General features: G+C 73.8%; 13 protein-coding genes and 2 pseudogenes. 5 read left to right on the forward strand and 10 right to left on the reverse strand.

The genetic code is table 11. The features are described 5' to 3' along the window. Positions 1-714: 714 nt before the first annotated feature. Both ACOBQU_RS10730 and ACOBQU_RS10735 read right to left on the reverse strand, forming a co-directional pair. The gene (locus ACOBQU_RS10730; protein ID WP_423626117.1) at positions 715-2,352 is read right to left on the reverse strand and encodes a PucR family transcriptional regulator; all 1,638 of its coding nucleotides are present in this window, start codon (positions 2,350-2,352) and stop codon (positions 715-717) included. Positions 2,353-2,706: 354 nt separating this feature from the next. Then, positions 2,707-4,851, reverse strand: coding sequence for an ATP-binding protein (locus tag ACOBQU_RS10735; RefSeq protein WP_423626118.1), 2,145 nt, complete (start codon positions 4,849-4,851; stop codon positions 2,707-2,709). 321 nt (positions 4,852-5,172) lie between these two features. On the opposite strand from ACOBQU_RS10735, the gene gabT reads away from it, so the two are divergent. The 4 genes from gabT (at position 5,173) to ACOBQU_RS10755 (ending at position 11,601) form a co-directional block, all read left to right on the forward strand. Then, positions 5,173-6,507 (forward strand): 4-aminobutyrate--2-oxoglutarate transaminase, encoded by a 1,335-nt coding sequence (gabT, locus tag ACOBQU_RS10740; protein ID WP_423626119.1) that lies wholly within the window; start codon positions 5,173-5,175, stop codon positions 6,505-6,507. Positions 6,508-7,161: 654 nt separating this feature from the next. Next, entirely contained in the window at positions 7,162-7,710 is a 549-nt protein-coding gene (locus ACOBQU_RS10745) for a phosphatase PAP2 family protein (RefSeq protein ID WP_423626121.1), read from the forward strand. 101 nt (positions 7,711-7,811) lie between these two features. Continuing rightward, positions 7,812-10,307: an McrB family protein gene (locus tag ACOBQU_RS10750; RefSeq protein ID WP_423626123.1), complete on the forward strand. Its 2,496-nt coding sequence runs from the start codon at positions 7,812-7,814 to the stop codon at positions 10,305-10,307. After that, the gene (locus tag ACOBQU_RS10755; RefSeq protein ID WP_423626125.1) at positions 10,294-11,601 is read left to right on the forward strand and encodes an McrC family protein; all 1,308 of its coding nucleotides are present in this window, start codon (positions 10,294-10,296) and stop codon (positions 11,599-11,601) included. The genes ACOBQU_RS10750 and ACOBQU_RS10755 overlap by 14 nt, the downstream gene beginning before the upstream one ends. Here the strand turns inward: ACOBQU_RS10755 and ACOBQU_RS10760 are convergent. From ACOBQU_RS10760 to ACOBQU_RS10795, 8 genes and pseudogenes are all read right to left on the reverse strand, one after another. After that, positions 11,586-12,608, reverse strand: a pseudogene (locus ACOBQU_RS10760) (chitinase); the annotation flags it as partial. The gene ACOBQU_RS10755 and the pseudogene ACOBQU_RS10760 overlap by 16 nt on opposite strands. A 463-nt stretch (positions 12,609-13,071) precedes the next feature. Further along, positions 13,072-13,524: pseudogene (locus ACOBQU_RS10765) on the reverse strand (hypothetical protein); the annotation flags it as partial. A 246-nt stretch (positions 13,525-13,770) separates the two neighbouring features. Further along, positions 13,771-15,189 (reverse strand): NAD(P)/FAD-dependent oxidoreductase, encoded by a 1,419-nt coding sequence (locus tag ACOBQU_RS10770; protein WP_423626127.1) that lies wholly within the window; start codon positions 15,187-15,189, stop codon positions 13,771-13,773. 23 nt (positions 15,190-15,212) lie between these two features. Next, a complete protein-coding gene (locus ACOBQU_RS10775) occupies positions 15,213-16,013 on the reverse strand; it encodes an ABC transporter permease (RefSeq protein WP_423626129.1) in 801 nt (266 codons plus the stop codon). After that, entirely contained in the window at positions 16,013-16,948 is a 936-nt protein-coding gene (locus ACOBQU_RS10780) for an ABC transporter permease (protein ID WP_423626130.1), read from the reverse strand. Before ACOBQU_RS10780 ends, ACOBQU_RS10775 begins: the two co-directional genes overlap by 1 nt. Next, positions 16,945-18,090, reverse strand: a complete 1,146-nt coding sequence (locus ACOBQU_RS10785) for an ABC transporter ATP-binding protein (protein WP_423626131.1) — start codon at positions 18,088-18,090, stop codon at positions 16,945-16,947. The genes ACOBQU_RS10780 and ACOBQU_RS10785 overlap by 4 nt, the downstream gene beginning before the upstream one ends. Positions 18,091-18,140: 50 nt before the next feature. Then, entirely contained in the window at positions 18,141-19,409 is a 1,269-nt protein-coding gene (locus ACOBQU_RS10790) for a polyamine ABC transporter substrate-binding protein (RefSeq protein ID WP_423626133.1), read from the reverse strand. Positions 19,410-19,497: 88 nt separating this feature from the next. Further along, complete coding sequence (locus ACOBQU_RS10795; protein ID WP_423626134.1) at positions 19,498-21,003, reverse strand: gamma-aminobutyraldehyde dehydrogenase; 1,506 nt, start codon at positions 21,001-21,003, stop codon at positions 19,498-19,500. A gap of 206 nt (positions 21,004-21,209) precedes the next feature. On the opposite strand from ACOBQU_RS10795, the gene ACOBQU_RS10800 reads away from it, so the two are divergent. Further along, on the forward strand, positions 21,210-21,797 hold the full coding sequence (locus ACOBQU_RS10800; RefSeq protein WP_423626136.1) for an NADAR family protein: 588 nt from the start codon (positions 21,210-21,212) through the stop codon (positions 21,795-21,797). The last annotated feature ends 178 nt before the right edge of the window (positions 21,798-21,975 follow it).

Genomic DNA, 21,975 nt, shown 5'->3' on the forward strand with positions numbered 1-21,975 from the left:
GGCGCGAGCGCCCTTGCCTGTGCGGGCGCCTCCGCCGCCCTCGCCCACCCGCCCACCCGTGCGGGGCGGCCGGGAGGCCGCCGCCCCGGCTATCCACCGTCGGCACCTGCGGGCCCGTCTCGCTTCCTTTCACCCACCCGCCCACCCGTGCGGGGCAGCCGGGAGGCCGACCCCCCACGCCGTGGTTGCCCACCGTCGGCACCCGCGGGCCCGTCTCGGTTCCTTTCTCCCACCCGCCCACCCGTGCGGGGCAGGGGGGAGGTGGGGGCTCCTTGCCGGGGTTGGTCGCCGTTGGCGAGTGCGGGAGGGTGCCCCTGCAATAGGCGACCACCACCTGGGAGACAGTCACGGGCGGGCGGGAAGGAGAAACGAGCGAGAGCCGCAGCCGCCGGACGGCGCGCGGCCCCGCGAGGGGCGGTCACCAGTCACAAGGCAGTCACGGGCGGGCGGGTGGGCAAGACAAGCGACGAGCAGCGGCAGACGCCAACGCACCCGCACCCCCACGAGGGGCGGCCACCGGTCACGAGGCAGTCACGGGCGGGCGGGTGGGGAATAGCAAGCGACGAGGAGCCGCAGACGCCGACGCACCCGCACCCCCGCGAGGGGCGGCCACCGGTCACAAGGCGGGCACGGGCGGGCGGGTGGGCAAGGCAAGCGACGAGCAGCGGCAGGCGCCGACGCACCCGCACCCCCACGAGACGCGGCCGCCGGAAGTCAGTCCGTGGACGCCGCCGTGGCCTTGAGGGACAGCCACAGCTCCATCCGTACGTCCGGGTCGTCCAGGGACCGCCCGAGGATCTCCTCGACCCGCCGCATCCGGTACCGCAGGGTGTGCCGGTGCACGCCGAGGTCGGCGGCGGCCGCGTCCCACTGCCCGTGGCGCGACAGCCACGCCCGCAGCGAGGCGACCAGGTCGCCCCGCCCCGTGGCGTCGTGCTCGCGCAGCGCCCGCAGCAACCCGTCCGCGAAGGCCCGCACCGCGTCGTCCGCGAGCAGCGGAAGGACGGAACCGGCGGCCAGCTCCTCGTGCTCGACGAGGACCCGCCCGCGCCGCCGGGCCACGGACAGGGCCTGCTCGGCCTGCTTGTAGGCGGGCGCGGCGGCGACCGTACCGGCGGGCGCGGACAGCCCCATGAGCAGCCTGGGCTCCTCCCCCGCCTCCGGCCGCCCGGCAGCGGCAGCCCCCGCGGCGCCGTCGCGCCCGGCGTCGACCCCGGCCGCGTACTCCACGGCGGCCCGCTGCGCCGCGCCCCCGTCCGCGACGAGCAGCACGAGCCGCTCGCCGTCCGGCACGACGAGCAGCGCCTCGCCGAAGCGTGCGGCGGCCGTCTCGACGGCGTCGACGAGCGGCGCGGACCAGCCGTGCTCCCCCGCCCCCGCGGAATCGGCCCCCGCGGGGGCAGGGGCCCCGGGCTCGGCGGCCTCGGCGACGGCGAGCCGGAACGGGGCGTCGAGCAGTTCCCCGTACAGATCCCCGGCGACGACCCGCGCGTGGTCGGGCTCACCGGCGAGCAGCATCCGCAGGACCGCGGCGCCGACGCGGGCCTCGGCGTCGTGCAGCGAGCGGGAGCGTTCGGTGGTGAGGGTGAGCAGGGCGATCGCGGAGTGGACGGCGTAGCGCTCGGCGGTGCCGAGCGTCGAGGCGGTGCCGACGGCGAGCGCGGCGCGCGGCCGCCGCCCGGCGCCGAGAGTGTGCAGCTCGACGCGGTCGTCGGCCCCGGCGACGACGAGGCTCGCGGGCGCGGGCCGCTCGCGGAGCCGCTCGACGTCGCCGGTGAGGCGGGCGGCGCGGCGCGCGGCCCACTCGGGCGCGGCGGCGACGACGGCGCCCGAGGCGTCGTACAGCGCCGCCCAGCCGTCGACCTGTCCGGCGAGCGCGCGGAGCAGCCCCTCGGCGCCGCCCCCGAGCGCCTGCTTGGTCAGCTCGCGCTGGGCGGCGAAGCCCGCGGTGACGGCCCGGTACTGGTCGGCGGCGATGGCCGCCGACACGGCCTTGCTGATGGCGAGGAAGGGGGTGCGGCGCGGCACTTCGAGGAGCGGCAGGCCCTCCTTGGCGGCCGCGTCGACGAGGGCCTTCGGGATGTCGGGGTAGTTCACGCCGACCGCGAAGCCGAGGCCGACGACGCCCGCGCCCGCGAGCCGCTTCACATAGCGCCGCATGGCCTCGGGGTCCTCCGCGTCGAGCTGGAGGGCGGTGATGAGCAGCAGCTCGCCGCCCTCCATGTACGGCACGGGGTCGGCCAGCTCGCTGACGTGGGCCCAGCGCACGGGGGTGTCCAGGCGGTCCTCGCCCGCGCGCACGGTGAGCTTGAGCGCGGAGTGGCCGACGAGCGAGGCGAGCGTGGGGGGCATGGGACCTTCAGGTCGGACGACGGCGGGGCCCGGCCGGGGGCGGCCGGAGACCGGAGGGCTTGCGGGGGCTGGGCGGGGGCTGGGCGGGGGCTACCGAGAGGGCTTACGTGATCCCTTGGCCGTCGCGTATGACGGCCACCGTCGATTCTGCCTCACCGTACGGTCGCCACGGGAGCCGTGCCAGGTATAGGTGCCCCTGTTCTCGCGCCGTGCGGCCGGGCGCGCGCCACACCCGGCGCTCCCCGCGCCCCCGGCGCTCTCGACACCGCCCACGCCCCCTCCAGCACCCTCGACACTCCCCGCGCCCCTCCAGCGCCTCGACACTCCTCGTGCCCCGGCGCCCCGGCGCCCACGTCACCCCCGCAGATCCACCAGCAGCGGCGGCGCGTGCTCCCCCCGCACATCCGTCAGGGACAGCACCGCGTGCCCCGGCTGCACCGCGTGGGCCAGTTCGGACGCCGACCAGCGCTCCCGCTCGACCTGGCGGACGGTGACCGCGCGGGCGGTCGGCGCGTTGCCGGTGATCACCCGGCGCAGGATGTGGAAGGCCTTGCCCGCGGGGGTCTCGGCGATGATCTGGCGGTCGGTGACGTCCCGGGTCTCCGTCCACTCCTTGCCCCAGACCTCCGCGAAGTCCTGCCCGTCCCAGGGGGTGAGCCCGGACAGGGCCATGCGGCAGCCGACGGCGCCGAGCAGCGGCGTACGCAGCGGGCGCGGTACGTCGTCGAGGGTGCGCAGGGTCATGACGACGCCCGCGTTGGCCGACCGCAGGCGCTGGACACGGCGCACCGCCTCCGGGGTGACGGTGCCGGTGGCGTCGTCGAGGACGAGGCAGGCGAACAGGGAGCGGTCCTCGCGCGCGGCGGCGCTGGAGGTGAACTGGGCGAGCACGAGCCGGGCGAGGATCCGCGAGGCGTCGGCGTGGCCGCGCTCGGGCAGGTCGATGCGGACCCGCACCGGGTGGTCGAGGGCACGCAGCGAGAACGGCGTGCTGCGCCCCGAGGTGTCGAAGAACGCGGCGAACGCGGGCCGGTCGAGCAGCGCGATCCGGTCCGCCAGGACGGCGCCGACGTCCCCGGGGTGCCCCAACTGCCGCTCGCGGGCGTCGAGTTCCCGCAGCAGACCCTCGCGCCCGGCCTCCTGGAGCGCCTTGCGCAGCGCGCCGAGCGGCGCGGGGTCGCCGTCGAGCAGGGCGCGCAGGTCGGGTACGGAGGGGTAGCGGCCGTGCACCGCGTGGTAGGGGCCGAGCAGCTGGGCGAGGACGGTGGTGGAGCGGCGGCTGTCGGCGCCGGGGTGCGGGTCGGCGAGGTCGCCGACGAGCGCCTCGGCGAGCACGGCGGCGGCCTCGTCGGGGTCGGTGGCGCCGCCGTACAGGTCGAGGTCGTACACCGAGTCGGGGTGGCCGATGCGGACCACCACGTCGTAGGCGTCGGCGGGCCCGAGCCCGGCGCCCGCCGCGCCGACCACGACGACGGCGGCCCGCCCGGCCAGGGCCTGGAGGCACAGCGACTCGGCGATGGGCCACACGACGGTGCCGGTCTTGCCGGACCCGGCGGGGCCGACGGCGAGCAGCGAGGTGCCGATCAGGTCGGGGCCGACGGCGAGGCCGGTGCCGCGGTAGGCGTAGGGGTTGCGGGGGTCGTCGACGGTGGTGCCGAGCCGGACCTGGGCGGTGGCCAGGTCGTGCCGGGCGGTGCGGGCGGGCAGGTCGCGGTCCCCTGAGGGGTGCGGGCATGCGGCGGCGCCGTCGCGCACGACGGCGTCGGTGAAGGCGGCGAGCGAGTTGTTCCCCGAGCGCACGGAGCGCCAGGCGCGGGCGATGCGCGCGGCGTCGATGTCCTTCATCAGCCCGGCATGGGCGTCGGCGGCGAGCCGGTCGGCGGCGGCCCCGGCGCCACCGGCCCGCAGCTTCGGCCACTGGGCGGGGTCCTCCTCGGGCGGCGGGGGCTGCTCGACCGGCTCCCGGCGGCGCAGGCGCGGGGCGACGAAGCGGCGCCAGACCTCGCCCCAGCGGCCCACCTTGCCGACGCCGATCATGATGGCGAGGACGACGAGGAGGGTGTAGCCGTCCCAGACGACGAGGTTGACCAGCTTGCTGTCGCTGTAGCGCCAGGAGTCCGGGGTGAACAGTTCAAGGGGAACGATCCACCAGCCGCCCAGGTAGCCGTTGTTGAGCAGCGACCAGATCAGCCAGCCCACGAGGAACGCGATGCCCGCGCCGGTGAGGAGCTGCCGGGTCGGCACCACCTCCGGCTCGACCTCCGGCCGCGGCGCGTGCCCGAACCGCCAGATCCCGGGCGCGGCCTTGGGCCGCGCCGTACGCAGCCAGGTCAGGAAGGCGTCGCCCCCGGCCCCCGGCGGCGCCCCCGGCGCGCGGGTCGGCCGCGGCGGCACCGCGCCCCCGGGCGCCCCCGCCGCGAAGGCGGCCGGTGGCGACGCCGGGCGCGGCACCGGAGTGGCATGCGTGCCGCGCGCGTCCTGCGTGCCGTCGGTTGTCATCGCCTTGCCCCCTGACCTGCCCTGTCCATTCGGTTCGCGGCTCAATCTAGTGCCCGCCCACCGCCCCGGGGCCGTGTGCGCGCCGATCACGCCACGCGGGGCCCGCCGGGCCGCGGCGGCCACGGGGAACGGTCGCTATGTCCACGGCGGACAACCGCCACGCGGAACAACTACCGCATGGAGCATGCCCGCTCCCCGCCCCCGCCCCTAACCTGCGGAGAAAGACCCAGAAAGCGTCCCCAAGCCGCCGAAGGCCGCCGCAGGGCGGCCGTGCCCGAGGACGTCCGCACGACCCACCCCCAAGCCACCCCAGGAGCTCTCATGTCCGCTATTCCCCAGGAGCGCCGCGTCGTCACCGCCATCCCCGGGCCGAAGTCCCAGGAGCTTCAGGCCCGCCGCACCGCCGCGGTCGCCGGTGGCGTGGGCTCCGTCCTGCCCGTCTTCGCGGCGCGCGCGGGCGGCGGCATCATCGAGGACGTCGACGGCAACCGCCTGATCGACTTCGGCTCCGGCATCGCGGTGACCAGCGTCGGCGCCTCCGCCGAAGCCGTCGTGCGCCGGGCCTCCGCCCAGCTCGCCGACTTCACCCACACCTGTTTCATGGTCACGCCGTACGAGGGCTATGTGGCCGTCGCCGAGGCGCTCGCGGAGCTGACGCCGGGCGACCACGCCAAGAAGTCCGCGCTGTTCAACTCCGGCGCCGAGGCCGTCGAGAACGCGGTGAAGATCGCCCGCGCGTACACCAAGCGCCAGGCGGTCGTCGTCTTCGACCACGGCTACCACGGCCGCACCAACCTGACGATGGCCCTGACCGCGAAGAACATGCCGTACAAGCACGGCTTCGGCCCGTTCGCACCCGAGGTCTACCGCGTCCCGGTCGCCTACGGCTACCGCTGGCCGACCGGGCCCCAGAACGCGGGCCCGGAGGCCGCCGCGCAGGCCATCGACCAGATCTCCAAGCAGGTCGGCGCCGAGAACGTGGCCGCGATCATCATCGAGCCGGTGCTCGGCGAGGGCGGCTTCATCGAGCCCGCCAAGGGCTTCCTGCCGGAGATCGTGAAGTTCGCGAACGACAACGGCATCGTCTTCGTCGCCGACGAGATCCAGTCCGGCTTCTGCCGCACCGGCCAGTGGTTCGCCTGCGAGGACGAGGGCATCGTCCCGGACCTGATCACCACCGCCAAGGGCATCGCGGGCGGACTGCCGCTGGCCGCCGTCACGGGCCGCGCCGAGATCATGGACGCCGCGCACGCGGGCGGCCTCGGCGGCACCTACGGCGGCAACCCGGTGGCCTGCGCGGGCGCGCTCGGCGCCATCGAGACGATGAAGGAGCTGGACCTCAACGCCAAGGCCCAGCACATCGAGGCCGTCATGAAGGCCCGCCTGGCCGCCATCGCCGAGAAGTACGAGATCGTCGGCGACATCCGCGGCCGCGGCGCGATGATCGCGATCGAGCTGGTCAAGGACCGCGCCACCAAGGAGCCGCACCCGCAGGCCGCCGGGGCGCTCGCCAAGGCCTGCCACGCCGAGGGCCTGCTGGTCCTGACCTGTGGCACCTACGGCAACGTGCTGCGCTTCCTGCCGCCGCTGGTCATCGGCGACGACCTCCTGAACGAGGGCCTGGACGTGCTGGAGGCGGCGTTCGCGACGGTCTGAGGCCGTCGTCGCACTGAGGCCGTCGTCGCGCTGAGGGCGTCGTCGCGACGGGTCGCGACCGGTCAGCGACGGTCCAGGGCCGTCTGACCGGCGCGTTCGCCGCACCGGTCGCACCCTGGTCTGTACCTTTGGAGCCGGGATCCTCCCAAACCGGGAAGATCCCGGCTCCACGCCGTCCGCGCCCCCGCACGCCCCCGCCCACTCCCCCGCACGCCGCCTGACGTGGCGGTACCTCGCGGGGTACGGAACCCATGACCCGAAGTGACGGTCAGGGCCTGTGAAGAAGGTGTGGGAGCCCCATGACGGGATGCCGTTGTGGCTGTTGGGCCCCGATCTCCTGACGTACGGTTTCCGCAGATGAGAGAAACACCCCGCTCACGGGCCACCGTGAGCAGCACCGGGACGGAGCATCCCCAGCCCCGCCCTGGTCGTGCCTTCGCGCACACCCCTGGAGCCACTGGCTCCGGAACTCCTCACCGATCGGATGGCCGCACGCCCCAAACCCCCCGGGGCGCGCGGCAGCCCGGTCACCACGGCCGCCTCGGAACCACCCCCCCTGTTCCGGGGCGGCCGACCACTCCCCTCCTGCTCGGCCTCGGCCTCTGCGCCACCCTCTTCGCCCTGCTGACCTGGCAGATCGCCGCCAAGGGCCCCGTGCGCCGCCTCGACGAACGCCTCGGCCGCGCCCTCATCGACGGCCCCTTGCCGACGCCGCTCGCCGAACTCCTCGCCGACCTGGGCAATATGACCGTCGCCCTGCCGGTCCTGGCCGCCGTCCTCGCGTACGCGGCCCACCGCGCCCACCGCGCCGACGCGTTCCGCTGGTGGCTCGCGCCGCTGCTCGCCGCGCTCGCCATGGCGGCCGTCCCCGCGCTCGTGGTGCCCCTGAAGGCGGCGCTCGCCCGCCCGGCCCCACCGGGCATGGACGGCACCGGCTACTACCCCTCCGGCCACACCGCCACCGCCACCGTCGCCTACGGCGCGGCCGCCCTCCTGCTGCTGCCCCTCCTCGCCCGCCGGGCGGCCCGCCGCGCCCTGCTCGCCGCCTGCGCCCTGCTGAACTCCGGCGTCGGCCTCGGCCTGGCCGTCCGCGGCTACCACTGGCCCGCGGACGTGGCCGCCAGCTGGCTGCTCGGCGGAATGCTGCTCCTGACCACGACCCTGCTGCACACGCGATACGGTCGGCAGTCGACCCGGAGCTAGGGGCGGCCGCCAGCGGCCCGCCCCGGGAACGGGTCGCACCAGAAGCGGGCCGCCACCGAAGCGGAGTCGGCCCCGAAGCGGACCGCGGGCAAGGGGGCGTCATGGCCGACGAATCGGAGCAGGTGGCCGTCACCTACGAGCGCGGGGACTACGCGCTCACCCGCTCCCCCGGCTTCGTCCTGCTCCCGCAGCACGGCCGCCTCATCCACCACGACCCGGGCTGCGGACACCTGACGGACCCCGCGAGCCTGCCCCGCTTCCCCGACCCCGACGGGCTGCTCTGGCGCCGCCTCATCGACTCCGCGCCCTCCCAGGACACCGCGGGCCGCGCCGCGTACGCCAAGTCCATCGGGCTGCTCGGCGGCCGCGGCCAGCCCCTCACCGGCGTCTGCTCCTGCGTGCTCAGGCCCGTCTCCCCGACGCAGGCCGAGACGCTGCGCCCCTGGCCGCTCGACGAGGCCCTCGCGGCCTTCGACCGGGAGCGGCACGCGCCCCGGCTCGCCGAGATGAACGCCCAGGCCGAGGAGATCCGCCGCGCCTTCCCCTGGGAGGACTGGCCGACGCTGCCCCTGGACCGGTACGCCCTCGGCCTCGGCGACAGCGCGCAGACCAAGCCGTACTGCTACGTCCTGGAGTTCGGCAGCAACGCGCTCGGCTCCATCGCGGGCGGCTCCGCCCGCAAGCACCTCCTGTACTGGCGCGAACAGGACAGCCGCTGGTGGCACGACTCGCGCTACGGCGGCGTCGAGGAGGCCTGGGAGGCGGTGCGGGCCGGGATCGTCGAGGCCGTGACGGCCGCCCGCGAGGGCCGGATGTCCGACATCGACGCCATCGACGCCATCCGCTCCGGGCCCGCGCTCATCGCCAAGACACTGCGGGTGTACGCGCCCGACGCGGCGCTCGCCGTCTACGCCACCACCTGGGTGCCGCACTTCGTACGGCGGCTGACCGGCGAGCCCGTGCCCAAGCTGGAGCGGTTCGCGCTCATGGACCGGCTCAAGAGCGTCATCGACGCCGACGCGCGCTTCGCCGGATGGACCTACGACGAGGTCGTCACGTTCCTGTTCTGGTGGGCCGACCCGCACCGCGCCCAGCAGGTCGTCAAGGTCGCCGCCGGGCGCGACGGCAGCCTGTGGGAGCGGTGCCGCACCGGCGGGCACATCGCGGTGGGCTGGGACGAGGTCGGCGACCTGCGCGCCTACGCCGACAAGGACGAGTTCCAGGCCGCGTTCACGGCGGCGTACGGCGAGCGCTACCACGGCTACAAGGCGAAGATCTCCGCCAAGGCCAACGAGGTGTGGAAGCTGCTCGGCCTGCGCCCCGGCGACCTCGTCGTCGCCAACACCGGCGCCAGCCAGGTCCTCGGCGTCGGCCGCGTCACCGACGAGGGCTACGCCTGGCGCGCCGACCTGCCCGACCACCGGCACACCGTCGCCGTCGCCTGGGACGAGGGCTACGCCCAGCGGCTCGACGAGCCCGAGCGGTCCTGGGCGACCGTCACCGTCAAGGACGTCCCCGCCGCGCTGTGGCAGCGGATCCGCCGCGGCCGGACGGGCGCCGCGCCCGAGACGGCGGACACCGCCGAGGACGCCGACACCGACGCGCTCACCGGGCCCGCCGCCGCGCGGCCGCTCGACGCCGAACTGCAGACCGTCGCCGACGCCCTCGAACGCCGCGGCCAGGTCGTCCTGTTCGGGCCGCCCGGCACCGGCAAGACCTACACGGCGCTGCGGTTCGCGGCCCGCTGGCTCGGCGAACTCTCCGGCGGCCTGCCCGGCGTCGACCCGTACGCGGAGCCGGGCACCGCCGCCTACGCAACGACCCTGGACGCCCTCACGGACGCCGGGCGCCTGACCACCGTCACGTTCCACCCCACGTACGGCTACGAGGACTTCGTCGAGGGCTTCCGGCCGGTCAGGGGCGGCGGCGTCGGCGGTCTGACGCTCGACCTGACCGACGGCGTGTTCAAGCGCGTGTGCGCCCGCGCGACGGCCGACCCCGGACACCCGTACCTGGTGGTCGTCGACGAGCTGAACCGCGGCCACCTGCCCAAGATCCTCGGCGAGCTGATCACGCTCCTGGAGAAGGACAAGCGCGGCCGCACGGTCACCCTGCCGCTCAGCCAGCGGCCCTTCGCCATCCCGCCGAACGTGTACCTCATCGGCACCATGAACACCGCCGACCGCTCCATCCGCGCCCTGGACGCCGCCGTCCGCCGCCGCTTCGCGTTCGTCGAGCTGCTGCCCAGCTCCGCGCCGCTCCAGGGCTGCCACGTGGAGCAGCTGCACCTCGCCGACCTGCTCGACGCCCTCAACCAGCGCATCCGCACCCACCTGGACCGTGAGAAGCAGATCGGGCACGCCTACTTCCTGCCGGGAGGCGAGCCCGTCGACTCCGCGGCGGACCTCGCGGCCATCATCCGCGGCGAGATCCTGCCGCTGCTCCAGGAGTACGCGTACGACGACTACACCCTCCTCGCGGCCTTCCTCGGCGAGGCCCTGGTCGACGCCGAGACGCACACCCTGCGGGACCTCACCGACGAGGGCCTGGTCACCGCGCTGTACACGGAACTCCAGGTCAGCGGTGGCACGGACTAGCGCGGCGCCCGTACCCGTGGTGCGGCTGCGCGAGTACGAGACCGCCGTCGTCGAGGGCGTCCGGCTCGGCCCCGCCGACCGCGCGCGCTGCGCCGACGCCGCGCTCGCCGGGCGCCTCGCGGTACGCGAACTCGCCCGCGACCGGCTGGAGGTGACGGCGCATCAGCACGTGGGCGTGGTGCGGCTCGACGCCTGCGAGATCCGGGTGCGGCCCAAGTACCTGGGCGAGGACCTCGACGTGCTGCGGATGCTGGCGTACGCGGCCGACGGCACCTGCCCGCCGCTCGCCGCGGCCCGCTCGGCCGCCGCGGGCGCCCCCCACCTGCGCGACCTGGTGGCGCTCCTGGTCACCGAGCAGGCCGAGCGGCTGCTGGGCCACGGCGTCCGGCACGACTATGTGCCCGTCGAGGCGGACCTGCCGTCGGTGCGCGGGCGGCTGCTGCCCGACCGGCAGGCGCTGCGCCACTTCGGCCGCCTGGACAAGCTGGCCTGCCGGTACGACGAGCACGACGCGGACGTCCTCGACAACCGGCTGTGCGCCGCCGCCACCGAGCTGGCCGCCCGCACCACCGCCGACCCGGCCGTGCGCGCCCGGGCCCGCCGCGCCGCCGCCCGCTTCGCCGGGCTCGCCCCGGGCCCGCTCGGCGACCCGCGCTCCGCCCTCGCCCGGCTCGACTACCACCGGCACAACGAGCACTACCGGCCCGCCCACCGCTGGGCCGCGCTGCTGCTCACCGGCGGCGGGATCGCGGGCCTGTTCGCGCACGGGCCGCTGGCCTCCCGCGCCTTCCTCGTCGACATGAACACCCTGTTCGAGGACTTCACCACCCGGCTGCTCACCGAGGCCGCGAGCGGCACGGGCTGGCGCGTCCACGGCCAGGCCGGGCGCTCCCACGTCCTGCACGACGAGCGGACGGACCGCCCCTACAGCGAGGTCCGCCCGGACGCCCTGCTCACCCGGGACGGCGGGGCCCTGTGCCGCCCCGTCGACGTCAAGTACAAGCTGTACGACGCCTCGCCGGGCGGCAGGAAGCTCGCCACCGGCGACCTGTACCAGGCGTTCCTGTACGCCCACGCGCTGGCCCGGCAGCCGTCCGGTAAGACGCCGACGTGCGTGCTGATCCACCCCGGCGGTCCGGGCGCGCCGCGCGCGAGCGTCGCCGTGCGGCGGTGGGACGGCCGCACGGCGGCGCGGGTGCGGTCGCTCGCGCTGGACCTGCCCGCCGTGCTCCGGGAGTTGGCGGGCGACCGCGGCGCGCTGCTGCGCGGGCTGTGGGCTCAGCTGCTCGACTGACCGAAGTACGCGTCGAAGTTCCGGGAGAACTCCTGGTTGTTGAAGCGGTCCCAGTTGATCGACCAGGTCATCAGGCCGCGCAGGGCGGGCCACTTGCCGTGGGGCTTGTAGGAGCCGCAGTTGGTGTTCTTGGTGAGGCAGTCCAGGGCCTTGTTGACCTCGCCGGGCGGGACGTGGCCGTTGCCCGCGTGGGGGGACGCGGGCATGCCGATGGCGATCTTCTCGGGGGGCAGGGGCGGGAAGACGTTGGCCGTGTTGCCCTTCACCGGGAAGCCGGTGAGGAGCATGTCGGTCATGGCGATGTGGAAGTCGGCGCCGCCCATCTGGTGGTACTGGTTGTCGAGGCCCATGATCGGGCCCGAGTTGTAGTCCTGGACGTGCAGCAGGGTCAGGTCGTCGCGCAGGGCGTGGATGACGGGCAGGTAGGCGCCCGCGCGCGGGTCGCCGCCCCACTGGCCGGGGCCGTAGTGCTGGTAGCCGAGCTGCACGAAGAACGTCTCCGGCGCCATGGTGAGGGTGAAGTCCGGGCCGTACTTGGCCTTGAGGGACTTCACGGCGGAGATCAGGTTGACGATCACCGGGCTCTTGGGGTTCCTGAAGTCGGTGTCGCCCGAGGTCAGCGAGAGCGAGTGGCCCTCGAAGTCGATGTCGAGGCCGTCGAGTCCGTACTCGTCGATGATCGCCGAGACCGACGAGACGAACTTGTCGCGGGCCTGCGTGGTGGTGAGCTGGACCTGCCCGTTCTGGCCGCCGATGGAGATCAGGACCTTCTTGCCCTGGGCCTGCTTGGCCTTGACGGCGGCCTTGAACTCGTCCTTGGTCTCGACGTTCGGGCACTCCGACTTGGGGCAGAGGCCGAAGCGTATGTCGCCGGACGTCGGCGAGGTCGGCTCGCCGAACGCGAGGTCGATGATGTCCCAGCTCGCCGGGGTGTCCGCGAGCCGGGTGTAGCCGGAGCCGTTGGCGAAGCTGGTGTGCAGATAGCCGACGAGGACGTGGGCGGGCAGCGGCTTGGCGGCGGGGGATGTGACGGGGGTGCCGGTGGCGGCGGGGTCGCCCGACGCGGTGGCCGGGAGCTGGGCGGCGAGCGTGCCGGACGCCGCGAGCGCGAGCGCGGCGACGGCGGTGCGGATTCTGAGGGGGCGGCCTGGGCGGGCGCCGGTGCGGCCTGAACGGGTGCGGGTGCGTGCCACAACTGCCTCCGGGAGTGGGGGTGGTGGAGAGCAGGACACAGCCAAGTTGGTCCAGACCAATCCGGTTGTCAAGGCCCTGTCAGGTGCCGAGTGGGGACGGAGGGAGGGCGGGTGGAGAGCGGGAGGAGAGCGGGCGGAGAGCGGGCGGGGAGGTCGGTGAGGGGGTGAGTGCGGTGGGCCGAGGGGGAGGGTGGGGCGGTCAGGATGGTCGTTCCGGGTCGTCCGGCCACCGGGGTGGCCCGTACGGGCCCGGCGCCCCGGGGCGTTCCGGTCGCTCCTGGTCCTCGCGCGCCAGCGTCGCCGCCGCCTCGTGCATCGCGAGTTCCAGGAGCGCCGGGTCGACGAGGGTCCCGGAGCCGTCCGGCGGGATCAGCCAGCGCACCGCGCCCGTCGACCGCCCCGGGTAGGGCACCACGATCCAGGTGCCGCGGCCCGCGCCGCGCACCCCCGTGCCCACCCAGCGCGCCACCGTGCCCGGCGGCACGAAGAAGCCCATCCGCGCGTCCCCGAAGTCGGCGAGCACCGGGCCCGGCCGGTCGACCACCCGCGTGAGCACGTCCAGCGTGGGATAGCCGAGTTCGGCGGGGAGGATGAGCACGTCCCAGAGCCTGCCCGCCGGGAGCAGCGCGACCCCGAGGGGGTTGCGCTCCCACTCCCAGCGGCAGGCGTCGGGGTCCGGAGCCACCGACACCAGCCATTCGACCGCCGATTTCGCACCCGAGCCGTTCATGGAGCCCTTCCTTTCGTGTGTGACGGTTGGTCCGCCACGAGGAAGAGCGGGTCGGGGCCCGGGCATTACGCGAGTCGTGCCTACTTGTTGGTAGTGAAGTGCGTCACGGCGCGTGAGGGCGTACGCCGGTGCGCCCGGCGGTCCCGTTCGGGCCGGTCAGAGGGTCGGCCGCCGGGCGGCACCGGCGGTCGGGCGGCACCGGCGGCCGGGCGGCACCGGCGGCCGGGCGGCACCGGCGGCGGGGCGTCAGCTGTCGAAGCCGAGGCCCGCGCGGTCCAGGGCGCGCAGCCACAGGTTCCGCCGCCCGCCGCGTTCGTCGGCGCGGGCCAGGGCCTTCTTGGTGAGCGTGATCCCGGTCCAGGCGAACGGCTCGGGCGGGAACGGCAGCGGCTTGGAGCGCACCATCTCCAGGGCCGTGCGCTCGGTCCGCTCCCCCGCGAGCAGGTCCAGCATCACGTCGGCGCCGAACCGCGTGGCGCCCACCCCGAGGCCCGTGTACCCGGCGGCGTAGGCGACCCGGCCCGCGTACGCCGTGCCGAAGAAGGCCGAGAAGCGCGAGCAGGTGTCGATGGCGCCGCCCCAGGCGTGCGTGAACCGCAGGCCCTCCAGCTGCGGGAAGCAGGTGAAGAAGTGCCGGGCGAGCCGGGCGAACGTCTCGGGGCGCTGGTCGTACTCGGCGCGCACCTTGCCGCCGAAGGGGTAGATGGCGTCGTACCCGCCCCACAGGATCCGGTTGTCGGCGGAGAGCCGGAAGTAGTGGAACTGGTTGGCGGCGTCGCCGAGGCCCTGGCGGCCCTGCCAGCCGACGGCGGCCAGCTGGTCGGCGCTGAGCGGCTCGGTCATCAGGGCGTAGTCGTAGACCGGGACCGTGTACGGGCGCACCCGCTTGACCAGGGACGGGAAGACGTTCGTCCCGAGGGCGACCTGGCGGGCGAAGACGCGGCCATAGGGAGTGCGGACGGCCATGCCGGGGCCCGTCGAGGCCAGGTCCAGGGCCGGGGTGTGCTCGTGGATGCGGACGCCGAGGTCGCGGCAGGCGTGCTTGAGGCCCCAGGCCAGCTTCGCCGGGTGCAGCAGGGCGACGCCGTCGCGGTCCCAGAAGCCGCCGAGGAACGTCGGCGAGTCGACCTGGGCGCGCACGGCGTCCCGGTCGAGCAGCTCGGCGGTGCCGGTGAGGCCGAGGGCGGCCAGCTCCTCGTACGTCTCGTGGAGTTCGGCGAGCTGGTGGGGCTGGGTGGCGACGTCGATCTCGCCGGTGCGCTCGAAGTCGCAGTCGATGGCGTACCGCTTCACGGCCGCCTCGATCTCGTCGAGGTTGCGCGCGCCCAGCTCCTCCAGCTTGGCGATCTCCTTGGGCCAGCGGGCGAGGCCGTTGGGGAGGCCGTGGGTGAGGGAGGCGGCGCAGAAGCCGCCGTTGCGGCCGGAGGCGGCCCAGCCGATCTCGCGGCCCTCGACGAGGACGACGTCGCGGCCGGGGTCGCGCTCCTTGGCGATGAGGGCGGTCCACAGGCCGCTGTAGCCGCCGCCGACGACGAGCAGGTCGCAGCGCTCGTCGCCGACCAGGGCGGGTTCGGGGCCGGGCTTGGCGGGGTCGTCGAGCCAGTACGGGACCGGCTTGGCGTCGCTCAGGGATGTGGTCCAGCGGTTCATGGCGCTTCGGGCCATGATTTCCAACTCCTTCGGATTCCCTAACGGGATTTCTTGGCGCGGCGCTTGCCGATCAGCATTCCCGCGAGGACGAGAACGACGGCGACGAGGAACATCGCCGTGCCGATCACATTGATCTGAACGGGCGTGCCCCGCTGCGCGGATCCCCAGACGAACATGGGGAAGGTCACGGTCGATCCGGCGTTGAAGTTCGTGATGATGAAGTCGTCGAAGGACAGCGCGAACGCCAGCAGCGCGCCCGCGGCGATTCCGGGCGCGGCGATGGGCAGGGTGACCCGCAGGAACGTCTGCACGGGCCCGGCGTAGAGGTCCTGCGCGGCCTGTTCCAGGCGCGGGTCCATGGACATCACGCGCGCCTTCACGGCCGTCACCACGAAGCTCAGGCAGAACATGATGTGCGCGATCAGGACCGTCCAGAAGCCGAGCTGCGCGCCCATGTTGAGGAACAGGGTGAGCAGCGAGGCGGCCATGACGACCTCGGGCATCGCCATCGGCAGGAAGATCAGCGAATTCACCGCGCCGCGCGCCCGGAACCGGTAGCGCACCAGGGCGAAGGCGATCATCGTGCCGAGCACGGTCGCGCCGAGCGTGGCCCAGAACGCGATCCGCAGGCTCAGCGAGAGGGAGCCGCACATGTCGGCGACGCCGCACGGGTCCTTCCAGGCGTCGGTCGAGAACTCCTGCCAGGAGTAGTTGAAGCGGCCCTTCGGCTTGTTGAAGGAGAAGACCGTGACGACCACGTTGGGCAGCAGGAGGTAGGCGAGCGTGAGGAGGCCGAAAATGACGACGAGATTCCGGCGCAGCCACCGTACGAGGGCCATCAGACCAGATCCTCCGTCCCCGCCTTGCGGATGTAGAACGTCACCATGAACAGGATCGCGGCCATGAGGATGAAGGAGAGCGCGGCGGCCGTCGGGTAGTCGAGGATGCGCAGGAACTGCGTCTGGATGACGTTGCCGACCATGCGTGTGTCGGTGGAGCCGAGCAGGTCGGCGTTCACGTAGTCACCGGCGGCCGGGATGAAGGTGAGCAGCGTGCCGGAGACCACGCCGGGCATCGACAGCGGGAAGGTGACCTTGCGGAACGTCGTGGACGGCCGGGCGTAGAGGTCGCCCGCGGCCTCGTGCAGGCGCGGGTCGATGCGCTCCAGGGACGTGTACAGCGGCAGGATCATGAACGGCAGGAAGTTGTACGTCAGTCCGCAGACCACGGCGAGCGGCGTGGCGAGGACGCGGTCGCCGTCGGTGGCGCCGAGCCAGTTGGTGACGTCCAGGACGTGCAGCGCGTTCAGGGCGCCGACGACCGGGCCGCCGTCGGCGAGGATCGTCTTCCAGGCCAGGGTGCGGATGAGGAAGCTGGTGAAGAACGGCGCGATGACCAGGACCAGGATCAGATTGCGCCAGCGGCCCGCGCGGAACGCGATGAGGTACGCCAGCGGGTAGCCGAGCAGCAGACACAGCACGGTGGCGGCGCCCGCGTACAGCACCGAGCGCAGGAACTGCGGCCAGTAGTCGCCGAGCGCGTCCCAGTAGGTGGCGAAGTGCCAGGTGACCTTGTAGCCCTCTTCGAGGGACCCGGTCTGCACGGACGTCGACGCCTGGTAGACCAGCGGCAGCGCGAAGAAGACGAGCAGCCACAGGATGCCGGGCAGCAGCAGCCAGTACGGGACGAGGCGGCCGCGCCTGCGGGGAGCCGCCGGGGGCGGGGCCTGGTCGGCGGCGGGCGCGGGGGCCGCGGTGGGGGCGGGGGCCGTCACGCGTCCTCCTCCACCTTCTCGACGCCCGCGTCGGCGTCCTGGGCGGCGTCGAGGCCGAAGGTGTGGGCGGGGTTCCAGTGCAGGACGACCTCGGCGCCGGGGGCGAGGCGGGGGTCGCGCTCGACGTTCTGGGCGTACACCTGGAAGGCCGCGCAGACGGGGCTGTCCACGACGTACTGCGTGGAGACGCCGATGAAACTGGACTCGGTGATCCGGCCGGTGATGCGGTTGCGTCCGTCGGGGACGGTGCCCGCGTCGTCGGCGTGGGTGAGGGCGATCTTCTCGGGGCGGATGCCGACGAGCACCTTGCCTCCGGGGGCGGTGGCGGCGCGACATCGCTCCTTCGGCAGGGCGAGCTTGCCGTCGCCCGCCGTCAGGACGACGTCGCCGCCGCTGACCGAGTCCACCTCGGCCTCGATGAAGTTCGACGTGCCGAGGAAGTTGGCGACGAACGTGGTGCGCGGGTTCTCGTAGAGGTCGGCGGGGGCGCCCTGCTGCTCGACGCGGCCGCCGTTCATCACGGCGACGGTGTCGGCCATCGTCATGGCCTCCTCCTGGTCGTGCGTGACGTGCACGAAGGTGATGCCGACCTCGGTCTGGATGCGCTTGAGTTCGAGCTGCATCTGACGGCGCAGCTTCAGGTCGAGGGCGCCGAGGGGCTCGTCGAGGAGGAGCACCTTGGGGTGGTTGATCAGGGCGCGGGCGACGGCGACGCGCTGCTGCTGGCCGCCGGAGAGCTGGTGCGGCTTCTTGCGGGCGTGCTCGCCGAGCTGCACCAGGTCCAGCATGTCGCCGACCTGCTTCTTCACGGACTTGACGCCGCGGCGGCGCAGGCCGAAGGCGACGTTCTCGAAGATGTCGAGGTGCGGGAAGAGCGCGTACGACTGGAAGACCGTGTTGACGGGCCGCTTGTAGGGCGGCAGCGCGGTGACGTCCTGGTCGCCGAGGCACACGGCGCCGGTCGTGGGCTCCTCCAGGCCCGCGATCATGCGGAGCGTGGTCGTCTTGCCGCAGCCGGACGCGCCGAGCAGGGCGTAGAACGAGCCCTGGGGCACGGTCAGGTCGAGCGGGTGGACGGCGGTGAACGAGCCGTAGCTCTTGCTGATCCCGGTCAGGCGGACATCGCCGCTGGTGTCGGTCATGAGTTCTTCCCAGGGGTGGTGAGCGGTCGGGACGGCGGGGGACCGGGTGTTCAGGAACCCGTGAGCCGGGCGAACTTCTCCTCGTACGCGGTCTCTTCCTTCGGCGTGAGCGACCGGAAGGCGTGGGACTTCGCCGCCATCTCCTTGTCGGGGAGGATCAGCGGGTTCCGCGCGGCCTTGGGGTCGATCCTGGCCAGCTCGTCGCGGACGCCGTCGACCGGGCAGACGTAGTTGATGTACGCGGCGAGGCGGGCGGCGGGCTCCGGCTCGTAGTAGTAGTCGATGAGCCGCTCGGCGTTGCGCTTGTGGCGCGCCTTGTTGGGGATCAGGAGGTTGTCCGTGGAGGTGACGTAGCCGCTGTCGGGGACGGCGAACTCGATGTCGGGGTTGGCGAGCTTGAGCTGCACGACGTCCCCGGCCCAGGCGACGCAGGCGGCGAGGTCGCCCTTGTCGAGGTCGGAGGTGTAGTCGTTGCCGGTGAAGCGGCGGATCTGCTTGCGGTCGACGGCCTTCTGGAGCCGGGCGATGGCCGCGTCGAAGTCGTCGTCGGTGAAGTCGGCGGGGTCCTTGCCCATGTCGAGCAGCGTCATGCCGACGGTGTCGCGCATCTCGGACAGGAATCCGACGCGCCCCTTGAGCTTCGGCTCGTCGAGCAGCTGCGAGACGGAGGTGATCTCCTTGCCGTCGGTGGCCTTCTTGTTGTACGCGACGACGGCGGAAATGCCCGTCCACGGGTACGAGTACGCCCGGCCGGGGTCCCAGTCGGGCGAGCGGAACTGGGCGGACAGGTTGGCGTAGGCGTGCGGGAGCTGGGCGGCGTCCAGCTTCTGCACCCAGCCGAAGCGGATGAGGCGGGCGGCGAGCCAGTCGGTGACGCAGATCAGGTCGCGGCCGGTGTCCTGGCCCGCGGCGAGCTGCGGCTTGACCTTGCCGAAGAACTCGTTGTTGTCGTTGATGTCCTCCGTGTACTTGACCGTGATGCCGGTGCGCCGGGTGAACGCCTCAAGGGTGGGGCGCCGCTCGTCGTCGTCGACGTCCATGTACTCGGTCCAGTTGGAGAAGTTCACGCGCTTCTCCTCCCGGGAGCGGTCCTCGGCGGCGATGCCGCCGGTGCCCTTGCCCGCGGCGGGGATGCCGCAGCCGCTCAGGGCGGCCGCGCCGCCCGCGGCGAGCAGGCCGCCGCTGGAGGCGCGCAGCAGCGAGCGGCGGGTGAGCGCGGCGCGGGCGCCGGTCGGCCCGCTGGTCAGGGCGCCGCGCAGGCTTCGGTGCATGGCCGCCCGCTGGGCCGGGGAGAGGCTGTCGGGCTCGTACGGCTCCATGCGTCTGGTTGCCCTTTCGGGAGGGTCCCTTGCGGGAGGGTGAGGGGCGGGCGCCGCCCGGTCTCGCGGCGCCCCGGCCCGGAGGTGGCTATCGGTCCCCGAAGATCGTGCGGTGCCAGTCCTTCCTGGCGGCCGCGGTGTTGTCGAACATGACGTGCTTGATCTGCGTGTACTCCTCGAAGGAGTACGCGGACATGTCCTTGCCGTAGCCGGAGGCCTTGTAGCCGCCGTGCGGCATCTCGCTGAGGATCGGGATGTGGTCGTTGACCCACACGCACCCGGCCTTGATCTCGCGGGTCGCGCGGCCCGCGCGGAACACGTCGCGGGTCCAGGCGGAGGCGGCGAGCCCGTACGGGGTGTCGTTGGCGAGCCGCAGCCCCTCGTCGTCGCTGTCGAAGGGCAGCACGACAAGCACCGGCCCGAAGATCTCCGCCTGCACGACCTCGCTGTCCTGCGCGGCGTCGGTGACGAGGGTGGGCTGGTAGTACGCGCCGGGGCGGTCGGGCGCCGCGCCGCCGGTGACCACGCGGGCGTACGAGCGGGCCCGGTCGACGAACCCGGCGACGCGGTCGCGGTGCGCGAACGAGATCAGCGGCCCCAGGTCGGTGGCCGGGTCGAAGGGGTCCCCGACGCGCACGGTCGCCATCAGGTCCGCCACCGCGGTCACGAAGGCGTCGTACAGGGGGCGCTGGACGTAGGCGCGGGTGGCGGCGGTGCAGTCCTGGCCGCCGTTGATGAGGGCGCCCGCGACGGCGCCGTGCGCGGCGGCCTCCAGGTCCGCGTCGTCGAACACCACGAAGGGCGCCTTGCCGCCCAGCTCCAGGTGCAGCCGCTTCACGGTGGCGGTGGCGATCTCGGCGACGCGCTTGCCGACGCCGGTGGAGCCGGTGAACGACGTCATGGCGACGCCCGGGTGCCCCACCAGGTGCTCACCGGCGTCCCGGCCCGCGCCGGTGACGATGTTCACGACCCCGTCCGGGATCCCGGCGGCGGTGGCGGCCTCGGCGAACATCAGCGAGGTGAACGGCGTCAGCTCGGACGGCTTCAGGACGATGGTGTTCCCGGCGGCGATGGCCGGGAGCACCTTCCAGGCGGCCATCTGGAGCGGGTAGTTCCAGGGCGCGATGGAGCCGACGACGCCGATGGGCTCGCGGCGCACGTACGAGGTGTGGTCGCCGCCGTCGTACTCCCCCGCGGACTGGCCCGTCAGGTGGCGGGCGGCGCCCGCGAAGAACGCGGTGTTGTCGACGGTGCCGGGGACGTCGAACTCGCGGCTCAGCTTGATGGGCTTGCCGCACTGGAGGGACTCGGCCCGGGCGAGGTCCTCGGCGCGGGCCGACAGCTCGGCGGCGAAGCGGTGCATCGCGTCGGAGCGCTCGCCGGGGCTGGCGCCCGCCCAGCCGGGGAAGGCCTCGGCCGCGGCGGCGACGGCCGCGTCGACGTCCTTCGCGCCCGCGAGTTCGTACGTCAGGACCTCCTCGCCCGTCGCCGGGTCCACGACGGCGTGGCGGTCGCCCGAGGTGCCGTGGGTGAGCCGCCCCGCGATGTACTGCGCGCCGTCCGCGAAGTGCTCCCGCGCCTGGAAAGTGTGCATGCCGCTCTCCTCCGCGGACCGCCCGGACCCCGGGGGCCTGCGTCGTTCCAGATCGATTTGAGTGCCGATCCTGACAGAGGCCCGAGGGTCCAACAAGTGATTCCGTAGTTGCCTTTTGGTTACGCGACGGAATCTGTCGACCAGGTGTCGAGTCGACCCGGAAAAGGGGGGACGGAGTGTCCGTGGTGCGTGCCAGGGTGGCGTGTATGAACGAGATCACGGGGGCGGGCCCGCGCGCCGACACGGCCGACATCCGCTCGATGGAGTCCCTGACGGCCGCGGTGCGCGCGGGGCGCGCGCTGAAGTACGTGTACTTCTGGGGGCACACCCCGCGGCAGGACGGCACGCTCGGCGCGAGCTGCCTCAGCCAGTGGTGTCCGTCGCCCTTCACCGCCGACGGCGTGGCCTACGCGACGGCGGAGCACTGGATGATGGCCGCCAAGGCCCGCCTCTTCGGCGACGCCGAGGCCGAGCGGGCGGCGCTCGCGGCGCGGACGCCCGCCGAGGCGAAGCGGGCGGGGCGGCGCGTGCGGGGCTTCGACCAGGCGGTCTGGGAGCGGGAGCGGTTCGGGATCGTGGTGGAGGGCAGCGAGCGGAAGTTCGCCTCCGACGACGCGCTCCGGGCCTATCTGGTCGGGACCGGGGAGCGGGTGCTGGTGGAGGCGAGCCCGCTGGACCGGGTGTGGGGCGTCGGCCTCGACGCGGAGGGCGCGCGGGCGGCGGGGCCCGAGGGCTGGCGGGGGCTGAACCTGCTGGGCTTCGCCCTGATGGAAGCGCGGGCACGCTTGCGCTGAGCCAGGGGTTCCTCTCCCACCCGCCCACCCGTCACCCCCGGCTTCGCCAGGCACACCCCTGGCGCGGGGCGCTCTCCCGCCGTGACCAGCTGACCGCCCTCCGGGGCGCCCGGCAGGCAGGCGGGTGCGCGTGGTTTCGGGTCCAGGGCGACCTACGATGATCCGGACCCCCTGGGGT

Origin of the sequence: Streptomyces sp. G45 (assembly GCF_049542095.1) — a bacterium.
In the GTDB taxonomy this organism is placed as follows: domain Bacteria; phylum Actinomycetota; class Actinomycetes; order Streptomycetales; family Streptomycetaceae; genus Streptomyces.

Coding starts and splice junctions, on each gene's coding strand:
- ACOBQU_RS10785 (WP_423626131.1), bottom strand. CDS start 18,090: ATGACCGACACCAGCGGCGATGTCCGCCTGACCGGGATCAGCAAGAGC.
- ACOBQU_RS10750 (WP_423626123.1), top strand. CDS start 7,812: ATGGCCGACGAATCGGAGCAGGTGGCCGTCACCTACGAGCGCGGGGAC.
- ACOBQU_RS10795 (WP_423626134.1), bottom strand. CDS start 21,003: ATGCACACTTTCCAGGCGCGGGAGCACTTCGCGGACGGCGCGCAGTAC.
- ACOBQU_RS10790 (WP_423626133.1), bottom strand. CDS start 19,409: ATGGAGCCGTACGAGCCCGACAGCCTCTCCCCGGCCCAGCGGGCGGCC.
- ACOBQU_RS10735 (WP_423626118.1), bottom strand. CDS start 4,851: ATGACAACCGACGGCACGCAGGACGCGCGCGGCACGCATGCCACTCCG.
- ACOBQU_RS10775 (WP_423626129.1), bottom strand. CDS start 16,013: ATGGCCCTCGTACGGTGGCTGCGCCGGAATCTCGTCGTCATTTTCGGC.
- ACOBQU_RS10800 (WP_423626136.1), top strand. CDS start 21,210: ATGAACGAGATCACGGGGGCGGGCCCGCGCGCCGACACGGCCGACATC.
- gabT (WP_423626119.1), top strand. CDS start 5,173: ATGTCCGCTATTCCCCAGGAGCGCCGCGTCGTCACCGCCATCCCCGGG.
- ACOBQU_RS10730 (WP_423626117.1), bottom strand. CDS start 2,352: ATGCCCCCCACGCTCGCCTCGCTCGTCGGCCACTCCGCGCTCAAGCTC.
- ACOBQU_RS10770 (WP_423626127.1), bottom strand. CDS start 15,189: ATGGCCCGAAGCGCCATGAACCGCTGGACCACATCCCTGAGCGACGCC.